Genomic DNA, 21,802 nt, shown 5'->3' with positions numbered 1-21,802 from the left:
CGGGCCGGCGGGCGGGAACCCGGTCCTCGGTACGGAGCCCACTCTCACTCGTCCGGGCCGACTCACCGAATGAGACCCTTCGCGCGGCCGACGCGCCCGTAGGGTCGGGACGGTGATGGAAACGATCGTGTTCGACATCGGCGAGACCCTCGTACGCGACGACCGCTACTGGGCGTCCTGGGCCAACTGGCTCGGCGTCCCGCCGCACACACTCAGCGCGCTGGTGGGCGCCGCCGTGGTCCAGGGCCGGGACGGCGCCGACGCGCTGCGCATCCTGCGCCCCGACATGGACGTCACCGAGGCCTACCTCGCGCGGGCGGCGTCGGGACGCGGCGAGCACCTGGACGAGTCGGATCTCTACCCGGACGTACGGCCCGCCCTGGCCGAACTGCGCGCGCTGGGGATCCGCGTCGTGGTCGCGGGCAACCGGACGGTACGGGCCGGGGAGCTGCTGCGGGCGCTGGACCTGCCCGCGGATCTCGTCGTCACGTCCGACGAGTGGGGGGTGTCGAAGCCGGACCCGGAGTTCTTCACGCGCGTGCTGGAGGTGTCGGGGGCGGAGCCGCAGTCGACGCTGTACGTCGGTGATCATCCGGCCGACGACCTGTTTCCGGCCAAGTCCTCGGGGCTGCGGGCCGCGCATCTGCGGCGCGGGCCGTACGGGCACTGGTGGGCGGACCACCCCGATGTCGTGGAGACCGCGGACTTCCGGATCAACGCACTGACGGAGCTGCCGGGGCTGCTGGGCGAGGCGGGAGTGGCGGCCGGTGCGGGGGCGGGTGCGGGGGGTGCGGCGGAGGGGAGTGACGCGCCGGTGCGGCGGCGGGCGCTTCGGGCCGTACGGTAGCGGGCCGCCGGCCGGGCTCCGGCTGTCCGGGATGCGGGGCCCCAGGGGCCAGTTGGGTCCGGGGCGGATCCGGACGAGGGTTCCGTCCTCAATCGCCGGACGGGCTGGGAAGGGCACCCCGGCCTCGGACACGGCGGCTTCCGGACCACCACCGCAAGGGTTCCGTCCTCAAGCGCCGGACAGGCTGGGAAGCGGCCTCGGACACGGCTGCTTCCCGACCACCACCACAACGTTTCGTCCTCAAGCGCCGGACAGGCTGGGAAGGGCACCCCGGCCATCACCGCAACGGTTCCGTCCACAAACGCCCGACGGGCGGTGACGGCGCCCGCCCCGGATCCGCGCCGTCAAGGTGCCGTCGTGAAGGCCAGCGAGACGTTGTGGCCGCCGAAGCCGAAGGAGTTGGCCAGCCCGGCGGTCCACGTGCCCCGGCGGGGCTGTGCCATGACGAGGTCGAGGCCGTGACCGATCGCCGGGTCGGGCGTGTCGAGGTTCCTGATGGCGGGCACGACCCCGTCGCGCAGCGCGAGCACCGTGACGGCGGCCCCCAACGCGCCGGACGCGCCCAGGAGATGGCCGGTCATCGACTTGGTCGCGGTGACCACCGGGGTGTGCGCGCCCAGGACCTCGGCCAGGGCGTCCGCCTCCGCGAGGTCCCCCTGCGGTGTGGAGGTGGCGTGCGCGTGGACGAGGCCGATGTCCGTGGGCGCGAGGCCGCCCGACTCCCATGCCCCGCGCATGGCCCGTACCTGTCCGGCGGTGTCGGATGCGGTGATGTGCCCGGCGCTGGACGTCACCGCCGCCCCGGCGAGGACGCCGTGGGGGCGGGCGCCGCGGGCGCGGGCGAACTCGGCGCGCTCCAGCACCAGGACGGCGGCGCCCTCGCCCAGGACGAAGCCGTCGCGGTCGGCGTCGAAGGGGCGGGAGGCGCGGTCCGGGTCGTCGTTCGTCGTCGACAGCGCCCGCATCTGCGCGAAGCCCGCCAGCGGCAGCGCGTGCAGACATGCCTCGGCCCCTCCGGCGACGACGACATCGGCGCGGCCGAGCCGGATCAGATCGAGCCCGTACGCGAGGGCCTCCGCCCCCGAGGCGCAGGCGCTCACCGGGGTGTGCGCGCCGCCCCGGGCCCCCAGATCGATGCTCACCCAGGCGGCCGGGCCATTTGCCATCAGCATCGGCACGGTGTGCGGGGACACCTTGCGCGGCCCTGACTCCTCCAGGATGTCGTCCTGCCCGAGCAACGACAGCACGCCGCCCACCCCCGTACCGATGACGACGGCCACCCGCTCCGGGTCGACGCCGGACAGCGCCGCGTCGGCCCACGCCTGACGCGCGCTCACCAGGGCCGCCTGCTCACACCGGTCCAGCCGTCGGGCCTCGGTCCGCTTCATCGCGGTGGCCGGGTCCACCCGCATCGGCGCCGCCAGCCGGACGGGCAGCCCGGCGGCCCACTCCTCGCGCAGCACCGCGACCCCGCTCTCCCCGGCCAGCATCGCCGCCCACGTCGTGGCGAGATCACCGCCCAGCGGCGTGGTCGCTCCGAGCCCGGTCACCCATACCCCCGCATCGCCCCTCAGCACAGCGCACCCTCCACCCGTTCGACAGCGTGATCCTTGATCAGCACGCTAGCCAACCAACCGGATGGTTGGCTATGTAGGGTTGTGCCATGTCGCAGCACGCCGCATCAGTAGGAACCCGCGCCCGCCTCCTGGCCGCGGCCAGGGAAGAATTCGCCGCCCACGGGATGGGAGGCGCCCGCGTCGACCGGATCGCCGAGCAGGCGGGCGCCAACAAGGAACGCATCTACGGCTACTTCGGCAGCAAGGAAAAGCTCTTCGCGGCGGTCGTCGCCGAGGCCCTCGCCGAACACGCCGCACTCCTGGGCCCGCCCACCGGCGACCCGGCCGAGTACGCGGGCCGGATCTACGACCTCCACCAGCAGAACCCGCACATGCTCCGCCTGATGATGTGGGAGGCCCTGCACTACGGCACGGGCACCCTCCCCGCCGAGGAGCAACGCACCGCCCGCTACCGGGACATGATCACCGAACTCTCCGCGACCCCGGACACCCCCACCGACCCCCGGGCCGCGCACACCTTCCTGGCGCTCCTGGGCATCGCGGTACTCCCCGCGGCCTTCCCCCAGCTCACCCGCCTGATCCTGGGCCCGGCCGCGGACACCCCGACCACTCGCGGACATGTAGTGGAACTGGCCCGTCGGATGACGACCGGCGCGCCGGTCTCCGGTGAAACATCACGGCTAGCAGGTGAGCACTCGGATGGGGCTGATGACCTGATTCGTTGACCGGGTACCCACACAACAAGCGGGCCGGTTCCGCCCCGGCGTCCATCAGCGCATACGAGTACACCGCCGTGGCCTGTTGGCAGAGCGGCAGCTGGCGTCACTGCCACCACCTGAACGACCGATGCGAACCCCGCCAGCGGGTGGGGGTTCCGGGACACCGCGGCGATCACCATTCGTCTGATCGGGGGCCGCCGATCAGGGGTACCGTCTGAAGTGTTGCCGCAGAACGGAGTTCATCGTGCCGCAGAGCACCGAGGAGCACACCGGCGCTCGGATCGCCCGCATCCGTAAGCAGCGCGGCCTGACACAGCAGGGCCTGGCCATGCGCGCCAATACCTCCAAGTCGCTGCTGTCGAAAGCTGAGTGCGGTCAGAAGCCTGCTTCCCCGGCTCTCGTAGCTGCCTGCGCCCGCGCGCTGGGTGTCTCCACCTCCGATCTGCTGGGGCAGCCGTACGCGGAAGAGCTGCGCCGTGACCGCATGGATGCGTTGATACAGCCGATCCGTGAGGGTCTGGAGAACTGGGATGTCGCCCTGGACTGGGAGACGCCGCCTCGTCCAGTCGCGCTCATCCGCGCCGACGTCCAGCAGGCCCTCGTGCAGCGCCGCCAGGCCCAGTACACAGACATGGTGCGCGACCTTCCCGCCTTGATCGACGAGTCGGTACAGACCGTTCACACAACCACCGGGGAAGAGCAACGGCAGGCGTACGAGTGTCTGGCGGGCGCCTTCCGGTGCGTGTTCACCGTGGCGTGGAGCTTCGGCTACATCGACCTCGCCACCGTCGCACTGGACCGGTTGGCCTGGACGGCACCACGTGCCGATGAGCCGGGCCTGGCTGCCATGCACGCCTACCTCCGCGCACAGACGACGATGTCATCCGGCCGGTACGACATCGGTGTACGGGTGATCGACCGGGCACTACGGGATCTCGACGGCCAGGACGCACGCCGCCCGGCGGGCATCGACGCCATGCGCGGTGTGATGCACTTGCGGGTTGCGGTGATCGCGGGTCGGATGAAGGACCGGGAGCATGCGGACGCCCGGCTGGCCGAGGCTCGCACAATCGCCCGCAGGACCGGTGAACTGCCCGACTTCGGGGTGACCTGGGGGCCAGTGAACGTCGGAGTCCATGCGGTGGCCATCGCCTCGGAGATGGACGAGTTCGGCCTCGCCATCGAACTCGCCGAGGATGTACGGATTCCGCGCGGCTGGACCCGTTCGAGAGCCGGACACCACTGGATGGACCTCGGCCGCGCCCACGCCTGGACAGGCCACTCGGACCAGGCCCTGGACTGCCTGCAACGGGCCCGGCGGACCGCGCCGCAGCAGACGCGCTACCACCCGACCGCACGAGAGACCGTGCTGGCGCTCAAGCGGCGCGAACGGGCCCGGAACAGCTCACTGGCGCAGTACGCGGAGTGGGTCGGGGTATAGCGCATCGCGAGGCCGCGCAGTTGCACTGTTCGGTGCAACTGCCCTGCGTTGCTGGTCGGCAGGCTGACGTCTTGTCAGTACCCCCGCGACCGGGCGAACGGTCCGGGGGCGTGGCCAACGCCGATTGGAGCGTCAACATGCCGCACTGTATCGCCCAAACCTTCGAGCCGCTGTTGCGGATTCCCAGGCCCGCTCCGGGCCGCCTCCGGAGTGCCAACCACTCATCCTTCTTCGCAGACAGGGCAGGGGTGACGGCGTGAACCTGACGGATACGGTGCGCCTGTTGCCGTGGGCGGGGCCGGAGGGAAAGCCGTGCTACCTCGCGGGAGACGGGGCCGGGCCTCTGTCACGCCTTGCCGACAACATGGAGGCGGCTCAGCTCGGCTTGGCCGGTGAACTCATCGAGGAAGCGCATCAGGTCCTCGCCGGACACGCCTGGACACCCGGAGAACTCCACCTGTTGGCCGTCGAGTTGACCGAGGCTCTTGGCAACGTGCACCGGATCTCGGTGAGCCGAGGCGCCCGGCTGCCCACACCGGCCTACGACGACCCCGACGGCATCGACGGCTGTGACGACGAGGCCGACGAGATGCCGTAGAAGAGGCAGCACAGGAAGTCCCCGGAGGCCACAGCTTTCGGGGACGTCTTGTGCGCTGCGGCTTCTTCAGCCGCCGTCGCATTCCGGGCGATCACCGCGCTTCAGGCGCTCGACGCGCTCGTACAGCTCCTCGATCTGTTCCAGAGCAAGTTCGAGCCTGTGCGTCAGGTTGGCGATCACCGCCACCGAGGCGAACTCCCACGTCGACACATCGATCGGATCGCCCGCCGCGCCCGATGTGAAGGCGTACGGCCTTCTACATGGTCAGTGCCCGACGCACCATAGGTCTGCATGAGCTGGCCCTGCGACGGCAGCAGCTGGCCGCGGCTGCAGTCTCTCGTCCCGGATCTGCTGCAACAGCGGCCTCGTCTTCACCACCCCGACCGGCAGGCCGCTCGACCCCACCAACCTCACCCGCTGCTAACGCCGCCTCCTCCACAGCGCGGAACTCCGGACGATCCGCTTCCACGATCTCCGGCACTTGACCACGACCCTGCTCCCGGAACAGGGCGTCGGCCCCGTCGTGATCAAGGGGCTCCTCGGCCTCGCCCACATCGGCTCCCGTCGGCGTCTACGCCCACGTCCGGCTCCGCCTCCAACTCGACGCCATCGACCTTCTTGGTAACGTCCTCCGCAACCCCGCCGAGATCACCGGCGAGCCCGACGACGAATCGCCACCTTGCACCGCCATCGTCCGCTGACGTTGCCATCAACTACTGCCATCAAGACCCACGGGAGCCCCACCTATGGGGCTCCCGTTCTACTGTGGCACTTTGCAGACCAACCCACCTCGACCTTTGACGTATAGCGCATGATGGCTCACATGAGCCATCTCGCCCCTTCGGACAATCACGGCCTGCTGTGATTTCTGCGGAGGTGGTACGGCACTCCGACATCACCCAATGCGAGACTGAGTGAATCACCCGAAAGACCCAGGGAACTTGTTGAGTGGCATGAAATCTACGCCCAGTGGGACGGGGCGATCACGTCGCACAACTATGCCATCCCTCTGCCTGAACTCGCAGCAGAAGAAGGAAAGATTCCGTTCTGGGTCGAGAATCAAGGAACTTGGGTTTGGGCATTCGACCCGAACGACGAAGATCACTCCGTGTACGAGCGAGAACCATCTGACGAGCCGAACCCCTGGAAGCGCACCGGCGAGCGGCTCTCAGAGTTTTTGATTCACGCCACAGTCCTAGAGGCAATTCTGGGCGCTCCTGCAACGAAAGTCGCGCAAGGAGTGCAAGTAGATTGGCTCTGGTCTCAGGAGGGGAGCCGCGAGTTCCCCTTCCCTGCATGGAACTGGCCGGCCCGCGATTCACGCATCCTCTCCGGTGAGAGGCGTCGGATGCCTTCGACGCTCGCCGTGTCGCCTTCGGCCGTCCGGAGTTCCATGCCCGGCTTCAGGTCACCGGCTTCGATCCATGCCTTCTCCAACTCGACCCAGAACGGGTGGGTCGTGGTGGAGATGAGGGCGGCCTCCGCGCCCTTGTCCGGCGCGATCGTCAGGTCGACGAAGTGCTTGTCGTCCTCGGTGACGATGGTGGCGACGACTTCGCGGGTCGTCGTCTCGCCGGTCTCCGGATCCGTGACGACGACCAGGTCACCGAGCTCGACCTTTTCGATCGGTTTCTTCGAGCCATCGGCCAGCAGGACCTTGGTGCCCGGCAGGAAGCTGTGGTTCGGGACCGCGCAGGACCCTGGGTTTTTCTTCGCATACAAGCACACCGTCGTGCGGGGCGGAGACAGGAGCGGGCGGCGGCCCCGAGGGGCCGGAGTGCGCGCGGTCCGCGCCAGCGGGTCGCCTTGATCCAGTAAAGAAGAAGCTTTGAACAGCTTCGCCCACCCGCTCCTCGGGCCGCCGCCTACCAGCACCTGAAGACCGCTGGTGAGGCCGACGTCGAAAGCGATCCGATGTCAGGTGGCAGACCGTCCGTCAACGCTGCGGTCAGCCACTGCCGCCAGGCGGGCTGACCTGCCCCTGCGGACGTTTCGCGGCTTGGACACGCTAGGTGTGGCGTTGCGCCAGCAACTTGAGCGGATCGGCCAAGTTGTCTAGATTCTTCACGGCCGTCTCAAGAAATCTGATGACCGCCCTCAGCTCAACGCCGTCAACACTTTCTTCATGTAGGAGGAGTTCCCGTTCAATCAGGTCTCTGACTGCCTCGCCGAGATTGGCCCGAATTGCAACCACTGCCGTGCACGCGGATTCCCCAATGACGAAACTCGCGGCAATATCGATCTCCTTGGAGTCTGCAAAATCAAGGCCAACTGAAACGGTGAGACGATGCAATGATGTGAACCTTACCGATTCCTCGATCGGCTCAATAAGGACTTGATGAACCAATTCAACATTACTGCCGAAATTGTATTCACGAAGAAGTCTGCCAGAGAAGTCGGTAAGCTCTTCGTGAACTTTCCCCAGACTCGCCAGGGTGTCGACTACATATTGCTGGTTCTGCATTACTTGAAGTAGCTCCTCCAGATATCGAGGCGCTGGCCCGCTTGCGCGAGCCGGCGCCTTAACGTTGAGTAGCGTGACTACCAGGCCATGACCGTATGCACGACCCATGTCCCCTTGTGGCCGTCAGTCCCCTTGTTCACGCGCCTGATGAGAAGCTGCAGATTGTGTGCATCTGAGACATTTCCAGAGCTGTCGGCGACACGGCCAATGGAGCTATTGAATCGGCCGGTGAGGAGCCTTTCGGCCCCATGGGAGTTCTTGGCGGCCCAGGCGTTGAGATTTACTCCAGAAAGCACGGAGTCGATGCTTGCCTGGGCAGTTCCCGGAGTCAGACTGGAGGCTTTACCACCCCTGAGAGTAGGCGCCCTATCTTTCAGTTCCTGGTCTGACAGACCCACGTGATCCTTTGCGTGCCCGCCCGCAACATCGTAGTCCTTGTCGATATTTCCGCAGTTGTGGACGAGGACTGGGGTCGCGCCAGCCACTACATAGTACGTGTGCTGGCAGGCCCTCCCCTAACTGCTTCTTTGCAGGTGGGGAGGGGTTTGGTGGTCCGCCGGAGTCCGTCGTTGTGCGCCTGAATCCGTGGTTGTTGCCGTCGCTACTGCCGTCAGGAGTTGGGGTTCTCGGGCGGGGCGGGGATGCGGTCGCCGCGTGATTCGGCGACTCGGAGTGCGTCGGTGAGGGCTTCGGTCAGCCGGCAGGCGAGCCACCGGTACTCGACGGCCGACAGCTCCTTGGCTCCGGGCGCCACGACCTGGCGGGCGTACCCCAGGAGTTCCTCACCCATATCAAGTTGTACTTCTTCGATGCTGTCGGCGAGTGAGGAGAGGTAGCCCCTGCCGTCGGTGCTGAGGTAGCAGGGGTTCCGTCCTGAGTGGTCCATGGCAGTAAGCGAGGACCGATCACGCCTGCTGCCGCGTCGTGGAGATCTCTGCGGCGCATGCGGTCTGCGTCGGTCCTGGATGTGCTCACCGTGCACCCCCACCTGGGTAGCCGAATGGAATACGCCGACCGTAGGGGGCGACGGTCCGTCACTCCATCCATGAGGCATACCAGTTGGCGACAGAGGGTGCCGGAAGTATTGCGTTGCGTGGCACTTATCCGGCGACGGCCAGGTAAGAGGCCATGTCGCGCATCTCGGCGGTGAGGGTTCGCTTGCGCTTCTTCAGGATCTCCTGCATGGTCTCGGCGGCCATCCGCTGATGCCTCAGCCACTCCGGGGATGCCCGGCGGACTCCGGTCAGCTCGTCCATCGCTGCGGACAGGTCGTTGGTCCGGGCGTGGGCGCGGGCCACGTCCAGGCGGTGGCGGTTCCAGTTTTCGCCGCTCGGCCGCCCGGAGTTCTTCCACGCCTTGGGTGACATGGCGTGCTCGCCGGATTTGCGGACGACCGCGCGGGCGTCTCCCACGGCCATGTCGTCTTCCACGCCCTTCATACCTACGGTGAGCGGCCCGAAGGTCGTCCAGTGCCGGAAGAACGAGCCGGTGTACTCCCGTCCCACGGCGGATGCCGCCGTGTTCGCGACGCGGTGGTAGTGGCGGGCTTCCTGGGGCCGGTTGTTGCGGCCTGCGGCAGCCGCGGCGCGCAGCGCCAGCCACCCCCATGCCGCGCATTCCTCCGCCGTCGCGCGGGACAGTCTCGGTTCGATCAGGTCGGCGGTCTGGGAGGCGAGCTGTTCGGCTTCGTCCAGCCGTCCCTGGCGCAGGAGCAGCCAGTCCGTGACGTGCTGGGCGTGAAGAACATGTGGCACGTCGGCCCCTCTCCCGAGTGGCCGCTCACGGTCCTGATCATCGATGAGGCGCACACGTACTTTCGCGAGTACAAGGGCAGCGACGCCACCACCAAACGGCTGGCCGCGCTGACGGCGGAGAACGCCCGGCTGGTGGAGGACCTTGTCAAGAAGGGCCGCAGCGTCGGCATCCTGGTGATCCTGATCAGCCAGAAGACCACCGGCGACGCCATCCCCACCTTCATCCGCGACGTATGCCCCATCGGACTGTCCTTCGCGCAGAAGACCGTGGAAGCCGCGGTGGCCGCGCTGGGTGACGACATCCGCAACTGGCCCGACGCCAGCCCGGTCACCTTGCAGGACCCCGCCTACGTCGGCGTCGCCGTCATGGCGATGCAGGGCCGGCCCGGCTACACCCGCATCCGCACCCCGTACGTCTCCGACGCCGACGCGGCCCGCGTCGCGGAAGCCACCTCCCACCTGACCGCCGACCCTGCCCTGTGCCTGGACGCCCTCCTCGACACCACCGGCCGGACCGCCTCCGGCGACGGCGAGTAGGACGGCCCTGTCTCACCGTCCAAGCCCTGAGCGCCCCGGATCCCCGCGCCTGAGAGGAGGCCCGCACATGGCGGAGGAAAGATTCACCCGCCACACCGTGACCGCAGTCATGGCCATCATCGCGGCCCTGGCCTTCGTCTTCTCCTTCGGCAACGTATGGGCCCTCGCTCTGCGGCTCGGCGTCCCCCGCCCGATCGCGCCGCTGATCGCCCCGATGGTGGACCTGTCCGTCGTCGGGCTGCTGGTCGCACTACGGTTCCTGGCCCTGCGCGGCATCCCCGCGCAGGAGTTGAAGGCCGGCACCCGCCTGCTGCACCTGTGCGGCGTACTCACCCTCGCGCTGAACACTGCCGAACCGCTGCTGATCGGCCACTACGGGCGTGCCTGCCTGGACACCGTCGCCCCGCTCCTGCTCCTCGGCTGGGGCCGCGTTGGCCCGGCCTTCCTGGCCCAGTTCCACGCTGCCACCCACCCCACCCTGCACCTGGAGGCCACCACCACGTCCATCCCCGCCCCTGCCCCCGTCGCTGAGCCGGAGCCTGACCCGGCACCCGCTCCTGCTCCGGCCCCTGCTCCCGTCACCCCGGCCCTTGATGCGCTCCCCGTCGCCACGGCCGTTCCGGCCCCGGCTGTTGTGCCCTCCGTGATCGAGGCACCTGCACCCGCCCGGGCCTCTGCTTCCAAGACGGCCGTAACCGGCTCCCGTCCGTCCCTGCCCGCCGCACTGCTCGACGCGGCCCGGCGCATCGCGGACACCCATGACGCGGAGCACGGAGCATCGATCACCGCTGCTCAGCTGGCGACACGCATGGGCGTCGCTCTGCCGGTGGCCACCGCCGCGCTCGCTCAGCTCTGAGCCTCCCCGGCCACCGGCCGGATCACCCCACCTGAACCCCCGCCCCACCGATGGGCCCGGTTCGTCATGCCCCGAGCAGCACCAACACGTTCCCTCGCTGGCTGGTTGCTGCTCGGGGCCACCCACCCCGACAGAAGGGACACGCCCCGACATGGTCACCCTGGACCTGCGCCACGTGGCAAGCCCCGGCGTGCGGGACCGGCTCCACCTCGTCAACGAGCCCGACTTCGACCGCGCGGCAGCAGATCGAACGCCTCGGCGGCTGCACCGAGCCCATGCGCCTGACCGGCCACACCACCACCGTCGACACCACGACCGGTGAGGTACTGCGCTCCTACACCACATCTGACGAACCCACGGGCAGCCTGCTCACCGCGTGCGGAAACCGGCGCTCCTCACGGTGCCCGGCCTGCTCACGCATCTACGCCGCGGACACCTACCACCTCATCCGTGCCGGCCTGACCGGCGGCAAGACCGTCCGCACCCACCCCCGCGTCTTCGCCACCCTCACCGCCCCCTCCTTCGGCCCCGTCCACAACCGTCCCACCAACACCGGCGGCGGCTCCCGACCCTGCCGCTGCCGCAAGCTCCACGAACCCACGGACACCCTGCTGGGCACACCCCTGAACCCGAAGACGTACGACTACGCCGGCGCGGTCCTGTTCAATGCCCACGCCTCCGCTCTGTCGGCCCGCTTCACGATCTACATGCGCCGCGAGAACGCCGCCCGGCTCGGCCTCACCCAGAAGGCGGCCCGCGCGGTCCTGCGGGTCTCCTTCGCCAAGGTCGCCGAGTACCAGAAGCGCGGCCTGGTCCACTTCCACGCCGTCATCCGGCTCGACGGACCGGACGGCAGCACCCAGCCTCCACCGCCGTCCGCCACGGTCACCCTGCTCGCCGATGCCATCCGGGCTGCTGCCACCCGCGTCCGTGTAACCGTCGAGTCGGACGCGATCGGGGAACGCGAACTCGCCTGGGGCGAACAGCTCGACGTACGCGAGATAGCCGCCTTCGGCACCGACGCCGAACTGACCGACCAGGCCGTCGCCGCCTACGTGGCCAAGTACGCCACCAAGTCCGCCGACGCCTCCGGCACCCTCGACCGTGCCTTGTACTGCCGCCCCTGCCAGGGACGCGGCGCCACCCTCCTGCCCCACGGAACCCCGCTCCCATGCACCGCCTGCAAGGGCACCGGACAGGCCCGGCCCCTGCCCCGGCTCGCGGTCGCCCGTCACGCGCGGCAGATGATCCGCACCTGCTGGGAGCTGGGCAAGCTGCCGGAGTTCGCTGAGCTCAAGCTCTGGAAATGGGCGCACATGCTCGGCTTCCGCGGCCACTTCTCCACCAAGTCCCGCTGCTACTCCGTCACCCTCGGCGCACTGCGCGACGCCCGCCGCGCCTGGCGCACTGAGCAGGCCCGCGCCCAAGCCGGCCTGCCCGAGCCTGACCCGACGACAACCCTCGTCGTCGGCCACTGGGCCTACCACGGCTCGGGTTACAGCCCCGGCGCCGGACTCCTCGCTGCCGCCGTCTGGCACCGCAGGGAACTGGAACGACAGTTCGTAGCGGAAGGGTGCTGCTGATGACCTCGTACCAGCCCACCCTGCCCCACCCGGCGTCCAGTGCGTCGCAGGAACTGCTGACCGGGCCCCAGGTCATGGCCCGCCTCCAGCTCGGCCGCTCCACCGTCTACGACCTGCTCCGGACCCACCAGCTCGCCTCGATCACCCTCGGCCGCGCCCGCCGCATCCCCGTCCACACCCTCACCGACTTCATCCACGCACGCCTCGACCAGGAAGCCGCCGCCTGATGACCACACCCCGCGACGCCACTCCCTCCCGCCGCGTCCGCGCCAACGGTGACGGGACCGTCTACCAGCGCAAGGACGGACGCTGGAAAGCCGCCGGCTACGTCCTCGCCCCGGGCAACACCCACAAGCGCATCCGCGTCTACGGCACCACCCGTAAGGAGGCCCTGGCCAAGCTCACCGAGAAGATCGCCGCTAGCAACCGCGGCGTCCCCGTTCCGTCCGCGCAGGGCAGCGTCAGCGCCTACCTGACGTACTGGTTGGAAGCCGTCGCGGTCCACCAGCTCCGCGAGAACACCCACACCCGATACACCGCCTGTGTCCAGCAGCACCTCGTTCCCGGCCTCGGGAGGAAGAAGCTCGCCAAGCTCACTGCCAAGGACGTCCGCACCTGGCTCAACCAGCTCCGCATCACCTGCCAGTGCTGCGCACGTGGCGTCGACGCCCGCCGCGATCAGTCCCGTTGTTGCGCCGCCGGAGCGTGCTGCTCCAAGCGGCTCTCTCCGCTGACGCTGGCGTACATCCACTCCGTACTCAAATCCGCCTTGGAGCACGCCGTCCGCGAGGAGGAGATCACGCGCAATGTCGCCCGCAACGTCCGTACGGGTACGCCGCGCCCCCGTCGGTTCGAACCGCTCACGGCAGATGAAGCCCGCCAGCTTCTCGCTGCTGTCCGCAATGACCGCCTGTTCGCGCTGTACGAACTCGCCCTCCGCACCGGACTCCGCACCGGACTCCGCAAGGGCGAACTCCTCGGCCTCCAGTGGGAAGACCTCGACCTCCAGACAGGCACTGCCAGCATCCGCCGCACCCTCCAGCGCACCCAAACCGGCGGGCTCACCGCCCTACCCACCAAAACCCGAGCCTCCGAACGACGCATCGCCCTCCCCAGCGAGTGCATCCACTCATTCAAGGAACACCGTGAGACACAGGAAGGAGAACGAGAGGCAGCAGCGGAGGACTGGAGGGACAACGGCCTCGTATTCAGCACGACGGCAGGAGGGCCGATCGATCCGGCGAACCTCAATCGCAGCTTCCGCGCCCTCCTCGATCAGGCAGGGCTCCGCCGGATTCGCTTCCACGACCTACGCCACTCCACCGCCACCCTCCTCCTGGAGCAGGGCGTCGAGCTCGTCGTGATCAAGGAGCTCCTCGGACACGCCCACATCGGCGTCACCGCCACGGTCTACGCCCACGTCCGGCTCCGCCTCCAACGCGACGCTATCGATCTCCTCGGCCGCACTCTCCACAATCCTTCCGAGACTGCCAACCAACCTGACGCCGGTGGCGCCCTGCCGTCATGCGTACACCCTGTCCGCTGACGTTGCCGTCAACTACTGCCGCCAAAGGCCACTTGGGCCCCTCCGAATTCTCACGGAGGGGCCCAAGCCTGTGCCAGGTGCACGCCCGTCGGGTATTGACCCGCGCAACCATTATCCCGCTATTCGAACGCCGACCCCATGATGGGTCTGAACGAAATCCTTATGCATGTTCCAGCAGGTCATGGGTTCGCCGATGTTAACGAATCGTAGACCGCCTTGGAGGCGGCAGCGATAGCTGTGAACTCCGCCACCTAAGGGTGCGAGTTACGCGACCGTAAGGAGTTTAAGATTCATCATCCACATAGTCACCAATTGCCACATCAAAGAGAATTGAACGCCAAAACCCTGGATCGTCCCGTAGGGCCAACGGATCAATCTCCCCGAGTGACCTCCCCAGCAGATCGGCTAGTTCTTCCAGCATTTCCGGATCGTCTTCGCCTGCGGATCGAGCGGTTTCAACCTCAAATACGCTCAAGCATTCAGACAACTTCTGCGGTGATGAGTTCACAGAAAATAGAGACGGATCATCGCTGCCGCGGTAGAGCACCTCTCCGGTTTCGCAGTCAACGCAGTACGCGTCATCGCCATCCCCTCCAGATCCCAATTTCAGAAGGTCGCGGCCCTCAGCGTTCTCGGCACCCCCACCACCAGCGGCTTCCGAAGCCGAAAAAAGGACATGCTCGACAGGTAGCCCGACCGAAGAAAGGTACTCGCGCGTAGCGGAGTTCCTCACGCATGCGACATATTCGATTGAATACTGGTGGTTAGCCATCGGCACCCGTCTCCATTCTCATAGCTAAGCGGTTGGCCCGCCGCCCAGATGGGCGGCGGGCCAACCGTAATATTGGAACTACCTTACCAGTTGCCCGATATGGCATCCCGGAACATCGAAGTCACTGCTTTACCCTTGGCGGATCTTGCAGCGGAGCCCTCGGCTGAGGTGGTCCAACCCCAAGTCCACGTCGTTGGTATGCCGGCCTCGGCTAGCCTACTGCGGCACTTATTCGACCCAGTGCACGGCTGGAATTCCGAATAAGCCTCGGTGATCGAATCCCCATACTCTCTGAGCAACTTACGCTCCGCATGGTTACCCGGCCCCTTGGACGAGACTGCGACCGCAATCTGCGAAGCCCCATCTGCGTCGGTGTACCTCACCGCCGCAAAATTATTGAGCTTGTTTCCCGTCTTCAGTCGTTCCTGCATGACGGCCTGGCTGAGTTCATTGCCACCGTATTCCACCTGGCCGCCACAATTGTGGACCAGGACCGGCGTGGCCCCCGCCACCACATAGTACGTATGGACGTCACTGACAGTCAGGTCATGCGTGCGCTGCCGCTGGTCGAAGCGCCGGATGCCCTCGACACTCGCCGTGTCGCCTTCGGCCGTCCGGAGTTCCATGCCCGGCTTCAGGTCACCGGCTTCGATCCATGCCTTCTCCGACTCGACCCAGAACGGGTGGGTCGTGGTGGAGATGAGGGTGGCCTCCGCGCCCTTGTCCGGCGCGATCGTCAGGTCGACGAAGTGCTTGTCGTCCTCGGTGACGATGGTGGCGACGACTTCGCGGGTCGTCGTCTCGCCGGTCTCCGGATCCGTGACGACGACCAGGTCACCGAGCTCGACCTTTTCGATCGGTTTCTTCGAGCCATCGGCCAGCAGGACCTTGGTGCCCGGCAGGAAGCTGTGGTTCGGGACCGCGCAGGACCCTGGGTCCTTCTTCATCTTGCCCAGCGCGGCCTTGGCCTTGGCCCTCGCTACAGCCAGAGCCTCCTGGGCCTTGCCGACCGCCTTGGACGACTTGATCAGGTCCTTGACACCGCCGATGAGGTCGTCGACCAGACCGACCACCCGTTTGGCGAGCTTGTAGCCCTTGTTCCAGTTCCAGGGAACGCCGTACTTGGCCAGGACCTTGCCGGCCAGGCCTCCCGCGAAGCTCCCCGCCACGTTCAGCAGTGTCTCGCCGCACGCGCCCAAGTCGCCGCTGGAGAAACAGTCCAGTGCCGCATCAACGCCGATCAGGTCCCTGACGATCTTGACGAGGGCCTTGGCCGTCTGCTTGATCCGCTGCTTCGCCTGCCCCTGCTGGGCCTTGGCGGCGTTCTCATTGCCCTGGGCGGTCGTCACCTCCGCCTCTGCCTCGGCGGAGCCTCCCGAACAGTACATACCGCACGGGTTGCCGCATGAGTTCCCGAATGGTCCTACGCCCGGCGCGCAAGGCAAAAGCCCGTCCGGGTCGGACAGCGTCACCGGCGAGTTGTGCGCGTAGCTGTACGCGTTCATCTGCTCGGGCCGCGTGTAGTCGATCACCGGGTCGACGGAGATGAACTTCCCGATATCCGGGGAGTATTCGCGCGCTCCCAGATGTGTCAGTCCGGTCTGCTCGTCGATCGTGCCGCCGACGAATCCCTTCTCACCGGGCCATGCCCCGGTCGGCTCCGAACGCGCCACCCCATACGGATCGAAGCGCCGCTGGGTCACCGCGCCCGTGGTCGCGTTGATCGCGAACTCGCCGGTGCCATGGTGGTCGGAGGCGAGGAACGACAGCTCGTTGTTGTTCTGGCGGACGGCTATCGTCTGGCCGGCATAGCTGTAGTACCGGGTGGCCTGGACCGTGGTGGAGCCCTTGGCGAGGCGCAGTTCCATGCCGGGGAGGTAAACAGTGGTCGCCTTGGCGTCGCGCCTCAGGACACGGTTGCCGTCGGCACCGTAGACGTATCCGGTCTCGTCGCCGTTCGCCTCCGTGGACTTGATCAGGTCACCGCTGCCGTCCCATTCCAGATCCTGGGGGTTCCCGCCGATGGTCCGCTTGACGGTGTTGCCGGAGTCGTCGTAGCCGAAGGTGGACTGCCGGTCGCCGGTGGGGGTGTTCTCCACCACCTTGGTCACCGCATGCGGACCCGCGCCGTTCTCTCCGTACGTGAAGTGGCGCGTGACGTTCCGGGTCGCGTCCCCGCCGACGTCATGGGTGACGTCCTTCGTACGGTTGCCTATGGCGTCGGTCTCGTAGGACTTCCAGTACGGAGCCGGTCCGCCGAGGCTCTTCTCGCCCGGCGCCGCCGTACATGCCGCCGGAGTGCCTGCGTTGAGCTCACTGCCCTTGGTACCCGAGCCCGTCGCCTCGGCTTCCGTGGCCGACGGCGTCCAGGCTTCCGTCAGCCGCTGTCCCCCGTCGTACGCGAAGCACTGGACGTCCGGGGACGCCCCTGCCTTGTCCGAGATCGCCAGGACGTTTCCGGCCTGGTCGTAGCTGTACTGGGAATATCTGACCGGTCCCGCGTCCTGAACGTTCAGCTTCGCCGCAGTCATGCGGCCCGTGCCACGCTCGTAGTCGTACGACTGCTGGACGTCTTTGCCCTGGCCGGTCGAAAGAACCAGGCCCAACAGTGCGCTTGTCTTCGTGTACTCGGTGTCCGCTACATATGGGGTCTTGCCCTTCATGGACACCGGGCGTTGCAGTTCGTCGTAGGTGTAGGCGATGGCCTCACCCGTGAGGGCTCCCGCCCCGGGCATGCCCTGGCCCTGGACTGTTCCGTCCTTGTTGTACGTGGTCGTGAAGACATACGCACCGGCGAGCGCTCCTTCCGAATCGGGAACGGTGTACGCCGTCTTCTCCGGCCGGTAGAGGGAGTCCATGCCCTGGATCACCGACGCGTACGACTCCGTCGGGCTGGTGTACCGGTAGGACGCCCAGGCGTAGCCGACCCATCCGGGCTTGTCGTACTTGGTCTCGGTCAGCTTCGTGCCGCTCAGCGCGTCTCCGGACCACGTGGAGAGCGGCCGACTCAGCCCGTCGTAGACGGTGGAGACCTTGTTGTTGCGGGCGTCGACCGTCACCACCGGCCGGTCGAGACCGTCATATTCCGTCGTCGTCTTGCCGGCGTCCGGGTCGATGGCCACCGTCCTGCGGCCGAGCTGGTCGTATTCGTACCGCCAGATGTTCTTCTGGGAGTCGGTGACGGTCTCCAGCAGTCCGGCCTTGGTGTACGCGTAGTTCGTCGCGTCGTACTGCGTACCGGGGCCGGACGGGTCGGGGGCGGAACCGTGGTACTTCCGCAGCTCCGTGAGCCGGCCGGACGCGTCGGTCAACGATGTCGTCGGCGCTTGGCCGACGGGCGGGTCGACATGGGTACGGTCTCCCTCGTACACCGTGCTGGTACGCCACTGCTCGACGCCGGCGACCTGGAATATATCCGCAGTGGCGCGGCCCAGGCCGTCGTACTCGGTGAGGGTCTGGGCGCCGACCTCACCGTCGCCCACGATCAGTAGTTCATCGTTGGCAGGCTTGGCCGCGTTGTATGTGGCGTTCGTCTTCCTGATGTTGCCCGAGCCGTCGTAGAAGACGTCACCGACCATTCGGGACCCGCCCGCTCCTTGGGTCTGGAGCTGCCGCGGCCTCAGCAGGCTGTCGTAGAACTGGTACTCGGCCCCGTACGTATAGTCGTTGTCGAGCTTCTCGGTCTTGACCACGACCGCCTTGTCCTGGCGGACGTTGTACGAGTACTTGACGCTCGGCGTCTGCGACTTCGGCCGGTCCGCCAGCCACACGGAGGCCAGGCGGCCCAGGGCGTCGTACGCGAGGTCGGTGCGCTTGCCGTTGGGGTCCGTCTGGCCCGTCGACGAGCCCCAGGCGGGAGCGAAGTCGGTCGTGGTGGACTGCGTGAGCGTATTGGTGACCTTGGTCTTGGAGATCAGCCCGTTGACGTCGGTGTATGCGGTCCGGGTCCAGTACCTCTCGGCGTTCTCCTGATACGTGGGACGGCCGAGCGCGTCGAATTGCGTGGTCCCGGTCACCTGGTAGGTGCCCGTGGACCCGTTGTGCGAAGTGAGGCGCTCCGTCTGAGTGGGAAGGCCCCGTACCGGCGCCGCGCCGAACGCCCCATCGTCGTAGAGCGTTCGCTCGTCGGCCAGCACAGCGGTCTTGCGGTCAGGAGTCGCCGAGCAGTCCACGGTGACGGCCTCGCTGCGCGAGGGGAGTTCGTACAGGTTCAGTCCGGCATTGTCCGCGTACCAGAGCCGGGTACAGGTGTCGTCCTCGTCGGTGGCGAGGTCCCCGAAGTTCTCGGTCCGGTTCAACCGGACGTTGGGACTGTCGAGGTCGAAGTACGACACGGACTTCGTGGTGCGCCACGTACCTGCGGACAGTGCGGTGTAGCCCCTGCTGGACTTGGCTTTGACGACAGTCGCGTGACTCGTCAGCCATGACCGGGTCTGAGTGGCCGTGTCGTGCTTCCAGGGTTCGCTGAGGGACTTGGAGACCACCTCGCCGGCGTTGAACGTCTGAGCTTCGATCTCGAAGCCCGTGAACTCCTTGTGGCCGGTGTACTCGACACCGGTTGAGTCCTTGACCTTCTCGGACCGGGTTCCCCCACCGGACGTCTTGTCGCCGTCCAGGCCCTGGAGATACGTGTAGTCGATGCGCGACTTCATGGATTGGCGGTCACCGCTGGTGACGGAGACCTTTCCGTAGCCCTGCCACTGTCCCCAGGTCAGGAACTTCTCATCGGTGATTCCGTCCGGTTCGCCGCGCCGCCAGCCGGCGTTCCCCTGGTAGTCGTACCGGGTGACCCGATCCACCGCACCGCCGGTACGGTCCGTCTCCTCGACCTGTTTGACGACGTACTTGTGGAACCAGTCCGTACGGGGCTCTATGGTTCCGGGCGGGGCCCAGACGACCGGGTAGCACCGCTTGGTGGACTCCCCGGGCTTGGGCAACGCGGACGCCGTGCAGTCAGCGTCGGCGTAGGTGACGTCCAGCTGGGCACCGGTCTCACTCAGCACGGATATCATGCGATACCGGTGGATGGCATCCGTATTGTCGGTGTCGCTGTCGACGCGGTTCTTCAGGTGGACGCCCCGGAGAACTACGGATGGCAGCTTGACCGGGGCACTGCCCTGACCCAGGTGGTTCGCCCGGCCCTCGTGGTCGATCTTGGAGAGCCAGAGCGTCTTCGTCTGGTCGCCGTTGTCAGTGAAGAAGTGGATGAACGTCCAGGCATCCACATCTTTGTAGTCGGCCGCCCCGGTGCCCGTACTCATCCGGGTGGTGACACCCACGAGCCGCTTCGTCGTGAAGAACGTCTGACTGGACTGGGCGAGGGAACACTTCGTGGCCGCCTTGCAGTACCGGTCGACCGGAGTGTCCGGCCAGCGTGCGGCGTTGGCCACGGTGAACTTGCTCTCAGCACAGTCGAAGTCGGCGTCGGGCAGGCAGCGCTCCTTCGTCTCGAACTCGATGCGGGCCGGGGCCTTGGCCGTGTACACCGCGCCGTCACGCTGGCCGTAGTCGATGCGCTTGAGGTAGCCACCGCGGTCGTACTCGGTGCCGTTGACGTCGGTCTTGCCATTCAGGGCGTAGCGGTTCTTCTCCGCCCCGTAGTAGTAGGACATGACGTTGCCGTGGACATCCTTGACGTAGTCGAGGTTCCACCGCCATGCCTGCTGGCAGTGGGCGCTGGCGAACGTGGCCTTGTAGCAGGGCTCGCCGGAGTCGTCGCCGAAGACGGGTGCGGTCCAGGTGGAATTCGTCTGCTCGTTGCCCGTGGTCCAGCCGGGGAGCTTGTTGCGGCCGAAGTGGTACTCGGTGCCGTCCGTGGTGGTGAGCTTCCAGTGCTCCCCGTCGTTGTCGCCGTTGTCCACGGGGTAGCCGGCGGCGGCCGCGTCGGTCTTCTCGATCCTGGCCCCGCTGTCCGAGGAAAGGTGCCACTTCTTGGTCTTGTCATCCTGGAGGAGCTGGCCGGACATGCCGTTGAGCATGATCGTGGCGTTGTCGAAGGCCCAGCACTGTTCCGCCGAAGTCTCGTGACCGTCCTCGGAACACGGCTTGTAGGCACGCTCGATGAATCCCGGCTCGTAGGAGAAGCCCTCACCGATCCACGACCCCTGGTTGTTGGTCGCCGCAGTTCGCCCGTCCGCGGACTGGGAGGAGTAACCGATCCCCACCGAGGGCGTCAGCCCACCCGGAGTGGGAACCGCCCGCAGGGGATAGTCCCAGGAGAAGCCGCCGGAGGACGACGCCACGGACCAACTCGCGGAGGGCGCGAGGCTGGTGGCCTTGTAGTCCCCCTTGGCCGAGGAGTCACCGGCCGCGACCGCGTACACGGCGGTGCTGCCGTCCGCCGCCGCCGGAGCCGCGGCGACGCGCGCGGTCAGCGTCTGCTCGCCGTTGTTGTTCTCGAACCGGAGAGGCTTGGGCGTGGCCTTGCACGAACCACTGCCCGGACCGGCGGTGGCCGCGCAGGAAGGCAGCTCGATCAGCTGAAGTCGCGAACCGTAGGCGCCTCCGGCTCCATCGGCGAACGCCGAGTAGTTCAGGGTCAGTTCGACATCCCCCGACTTCTTGAGCCCGTCGGAACGCTCCACCGTGAGGAGGGCCGCGCTTCCCCATTTCTGGGCGGCCCGGTGGCCGAGGGAGGAGACCTTCACCTTGGTCGGCGCCGGCCCGGAAGCGGGCTTCGGCCTCGCCCCGGCCGGAGCGACGGAGATCGGTATGCCTCCGGGCAGAGTGCCTGCGGAGGGTGAGGCTCCTGCCGCACGGCCGGAGAGGAGGAGTGGTGTCGTGGAGACGGCGATCTCCGTGCTGCCCTGCTTAGGCCAGGCAACGGGGCTGAGCCGCTTGGTGGCCGCCTTCCTCGCAGGGTCGGCGGGACGCGACGCCGCCTTGGCATCCTTGCCCCGGACCGGATCGGACTCGTCGGCGGTGAGGCCCGGGAGCCGGGCCTCCTCCGGCAGTGCGGGCAGAGCCTGGGCGGCGCTCGCCGTGAGGGCGAGGGCCAGGCCCAGCACAATGGCGCCGCCCGTACGCCTGGGCATACGGGGGGTGAGGAGACGGCCACGCATAGACATCAGGCAACTCCGCAGGGCAGCATTCGGTCGGTCCGGGGTCG

Annotated in this window: 17 protein-coding genes and 2 pseudogenes; 10 read left to right on the top strand and 9 right to left on the bottom strand. The window is 67.3% G+C overall.

Going from position 1 to position 21,802, the window contains the following annotated elements; genetic code table 11:
• The first annotated feature begins 115 nt into the window (after nt 1-115).
• Nucleotides 116-847: an HAD family hydrolase gene (locus A6A29_RS32480; protein ID WP_073725697.1), complete on the top strand. Its 732-nt coding sequence runs from the start codon at nt 116-118 to the stop codon at nt 845-847.
• Nucleotides 848-1,191: 344 nt separating this feature from the next.
• On the opposite strand, the gene A6A29_RS32475 is transcribed toward A6A29_RS32480, so the two are convergent.
• Nucleotides 1,192-2,397, bottom strand: a complete 1,206-nt coding sequence (locus tag A6A29_RS32475) for a beta-ketoacyl-[acyl-carrier-protein] synthase family protein (RefSeq protein ID WP_241838745.1) — start codon at nt 2,395-2,397, stop codon at nt 1,192-1,194.
• Nucleotides 2,398-2,510: 113 nt separating this feature from the next.
• On the opposite strand from A6A29_RS32475, the gene A6A29_RS32470 reads away from it, so the two are divergent.
• From A6A29_RS32470 to A6A29_RS32460, 3 genes are all read left to right on the top strand, one after another.
• Nucleotides 2,511-3,149: a TetR family transcriptional regulator gene (locus A6A29_RS32470; RefSeq protein ID WP_073725695.1), complete on the top strand. Its 639-nt coding sequence runs from the start codon at nt 2,511-2,513 to the stop codon at nt 3,147-3,149.
• Nucleotides 3,150-3,387: 238 nt separating this feature from the next.
• Entirely contained in the window at nt 3,388-4,584 is a 1,197-nt protein-coding gene (locus tag A6A29_RS32465; RefSeq protein WP_073725693.1) for a helix-turn-helix domain-containing protein, read from the top strand.
• 256 nt (nt 4,585-4,840) lie between these two features.
• Nucleotides 4,841-5,182: a hypothetical protein gene (locus A6A29_RS32460; protein WP_073725690.1), complete on the top strand. Its 342-nt coding sequence runs from the start codon at nt 4,841-4,843 to the stop codon at nt 5,180-5,182.
• Nucleotides 5,183-5,248: 66 nt separating this feature from the next.
• Here A6A29_RS32460 and A6A29_RS45525 read toward each other — a convergent pair whose 3' ends face one another.
• A complete protein-coding gene (locus A6A29_RS45525) occupies nt 5,249-5,392 on the bottom strand; it encodes a hypothetical protein (RefSeq protein ID WP_158074492.1) in 144 nt (47 codons plus the stop codon).
• 145 nt (nt 5,393-5,537) lie between these two features.
• Here A6A29_RS45525 and A6A29_RS47175 point away from each other — a divergent pair.
• Nucleotides 5,538-5,883: pseudogene (locus tag A6A29_RS47175) on the top strand (tyrosine-type recombinase/integrase); the annotation flags it as partial.
• 562 nt (nt 5,884-6,445) lie between these two features.
• On the opposite strand, the gene A6A29_RS32450 reads toward A6A29_RS47175, so the two are convergent.
• The 5 genes from A6A29_RS32450 to A6A29_RS32440 all read right to left on the bottom strand — a co-directional run bounded on the left by A6A29_RS32450 (nt 6,446) and on the right by A6A29_RS32440 (nt 9,400).
• Nucleotides 6,446-6,904 (bottom strand): polymorphic toxin-type HINT domain-containing protein, encoded by a 459-nt coding sequence (locus A6A29_RS32450; protein ID WP_073725688.1) that lies wholly within the window; start codon nt 6,902-6,904, stop codon nt 6,446-6,448.
• Nucleotides 6,905-7,190: 286 nt separating this feature from the next.
• The gene (locus A6A29_RS45060; RefSeq protein ID WP_143197123.1) at nt 7,191-7,646 is read right to left on the bottom strand and encodes a hypothetical protein; all 456 of its coding nucleotides are present in this window, start codon (nt 7,644-7,646) and stop codon (nt 7,191-7,193) included.
• A gap of 77 nt (nt 7,647-7,723) precedes the next feature.
• Nucleotides 7,724-8,044, bottom strand: a complete 321-nt coding sequence (locus A6A29_RS48270; RefSeq protein WP_385728091.1) for a hypothetical protein — start codon at nt 8,042-8,044, stop codon at nt 7,724-7,726.
• A gap of 212 nt (nt 8,045-8,256) precedes the next feature.
• Entirely contained in the window at nt 8,257-8,532 is a 276-nt protein-coding gene (locus A6A29_RS32445) for a hypothetical protein (protein ID WP_338012910.1), read from the bottom strand.
• A 214-nt stretch (nt 8,533-8,746) separates the two neighbouring features.
• A complete protein-coding gene (locus A6A29_RS32440) occupies nt 8,747-9,400 on the bottom strand; it encodes a hypothetical protein (RefSeq protein ID WP_198953488.1) in 654 nt (217 codons plus the stop codon).
• Between A6A29_RS32440 and A6A29_RS32435 the strand changes: the two genes are divergently transcribed.
• The 5 genes and pseudogenes from A6A29_RS32435 to A6A29_RS32415 all read left to right on the top strand — a co-directional run bounded on the left by A6A29_RS32435 (nt 9,383) and on the right by A6A29_RS32415 (nt 13,922).
• Nucleotides 9,383-9,937, top strand: coding sequence for a hypothetical protein (locus A6A29_RS32435; RefSeq protein WP_338012909.1), 555 nt, complete (start codon nt 9,383-9,385; stop codon nt 9,935-9,937). The genes A6A29_RS32440 and A6A29_RS32435 overlap by 18 nt on opposite strands.
• A 67-nt stretch (nt 9,938-10,004) precedes the next feature.
• Nucleotides 10,005-10,793: a DUF2637 domain-containing protein gene (locus tag A6A29_RS32430; RefSeq protein WP_073725686.1), complete on the top strand. Its 789-nt coding sequence runs from the start codon at nt 10,005-10,007 to the stop codon at nt 10,791-10,793.
• Between the two features lie 151 nt (nt 10,794-10,944).
• Nucleotides 10,945-12,376 (top strand): annotated as a pseudogene (locus A6A29_RS32425) (replication initiator).
• Nucleotides 12,376-12,603, top strand: a complete 228-nt coding sequence (locus tag A6A29_RS32420; protein WP_073726498.1) for a helix-turn-helix domain-containing protein — start codon at nt 12,376-12,378, stop codon at nt 12,601-12,603. Before A6A29_RS32425 ends, A6A29_RS32420 begins: the two are co-directional and overlap by 1 nt.
• Nucleotides 12,603-13,922, top strand: coding sequence for a tyrosine-type recombinase/integrase (locus tag A6A29_RS32415; RefSeq protein ID WP_073725684.1), 1,320 nt, complete (start codon nt 12,603-12,605; stop codon nt 13,920-13,922). The genes A6A29_RS32420 and A6A29_RS32415 overlap by 1 nt, the downstream gene beginning before the upstream one ends.
• Nucleotides 13,923-14,205: 283 nt before the next feature.
• On the opposite strand, the gene A6A29_RS32410 is transcribed toward A6A29_RS32415, so the two are convergent.
• Both A6A29_RS32410 and A6A29_RS32405 read right to left on the bottom strand, forming a co-directional pair.
• Nucleotides 14,206-14,694: an SUKH-4 family immunity protein gene (locus A6A29_RS32410; protein ID WP_073725682.1), complete on the bottom strand. Its 489-nt coding sequence runs from the start codon at nt 14,692-14,694 to the stop codon at nt 14,206-14,208.
• A gap of 83 nt (nt 14,695-14,777) precedes the next feature.
• A complete protein-coding gene (locus tag A6A29_RS32405) occupies nt 14,778-21,761 on the bottom strand; it encodes a polymorphic toxin-type HINT domain-containing protein (RefSeq protein WP_143197122.1) in 6,984 nt (2,327 codons plus the stop codon).
• Nucleotides 21,762-21,802 lie beyond the last annotated feature (41 nt).

It is taken from the genome of Streptomyces sp. TSRI0281 (assembly GCF_001905125.1).
Lineage (GTDB): Bacteria > Actinomycetota > Actinomycetes > Streptomycetales > Streptomycetaceae > Streptomyces.
The sequence above is the reverse complement of the archived record's forward strand: the minus strand, read 5'-3'. Positions and strand labels throughout refer to the sequence as shown.

Excerpts from the sequence above, each read along its gene's own strand:
- A6A29_RS32420 (WP_073726498.1), top strand. The coding sequence starts at position 12,376 with ATGACCTCGTACCAGCCCACCCTGCCCCACCCGGCGTCCAGTGCGTCG.
- A6A29_RS32430 (WP_073725686.1), top strand. The coding sequence starts at position 10,005 with ATGGCGGAGGAAAGATTCACCCGCCACACCGTGACCGCAGTCATGGCC.
- A6A29_RS45060 (WP_143197123.1), bottom strand. The coding sequence starts at position 7,646 with ATGCAGAACCAGCAATATGTAGTCGACACCCTGGCGAGTCTGGGGAAA.
- A6A29_RS32480 (WP_073725697.1), top strand. The coding sequence starts at position 116 with ATGGAAACGATCGTGTTCGACATCGGCGAGACCCTCGTACGCGACGAC.
- A6A29_RS32405 (WP_143197122.1), bottom strand. The coding sequence starts at position 21,761 with ATGTCTATGCGTGGCCGTCTCCTCACCCCCCGTATGCCCAGGCGTACG.
- A6A29_RS32470 (WP_073725695.1), top strand. The coding sequence starts at position 2,511 with ATGTCGCAGCACGCCGCATCAGTAGGAACCCGCGCCCGCCTCCTGGCC.
- A6A29_RS32445 (WP_338012910.1), bottom strand. The coding sequence starts at position 8,532 with ATGGACCACTCAGGACGGAACCCCTGCTACCTCAGCACCGACGGCAGG.
- A6A29_RS32415 (WP_073725684.1), top strand. The coding sequence starts at position 12,603 with ATGACCACACCCCGCGACGCCACTCCCTCCCGCCGCGTCCGCGCCAAC.
- A6A29_RS32410 (WP_073725682.1), bottom strand. The coding sequence starts at position 14,694 with ATGGCTAACCACCAGTATTCAATCGAATATGTCGCATGCGTGAGGAAC.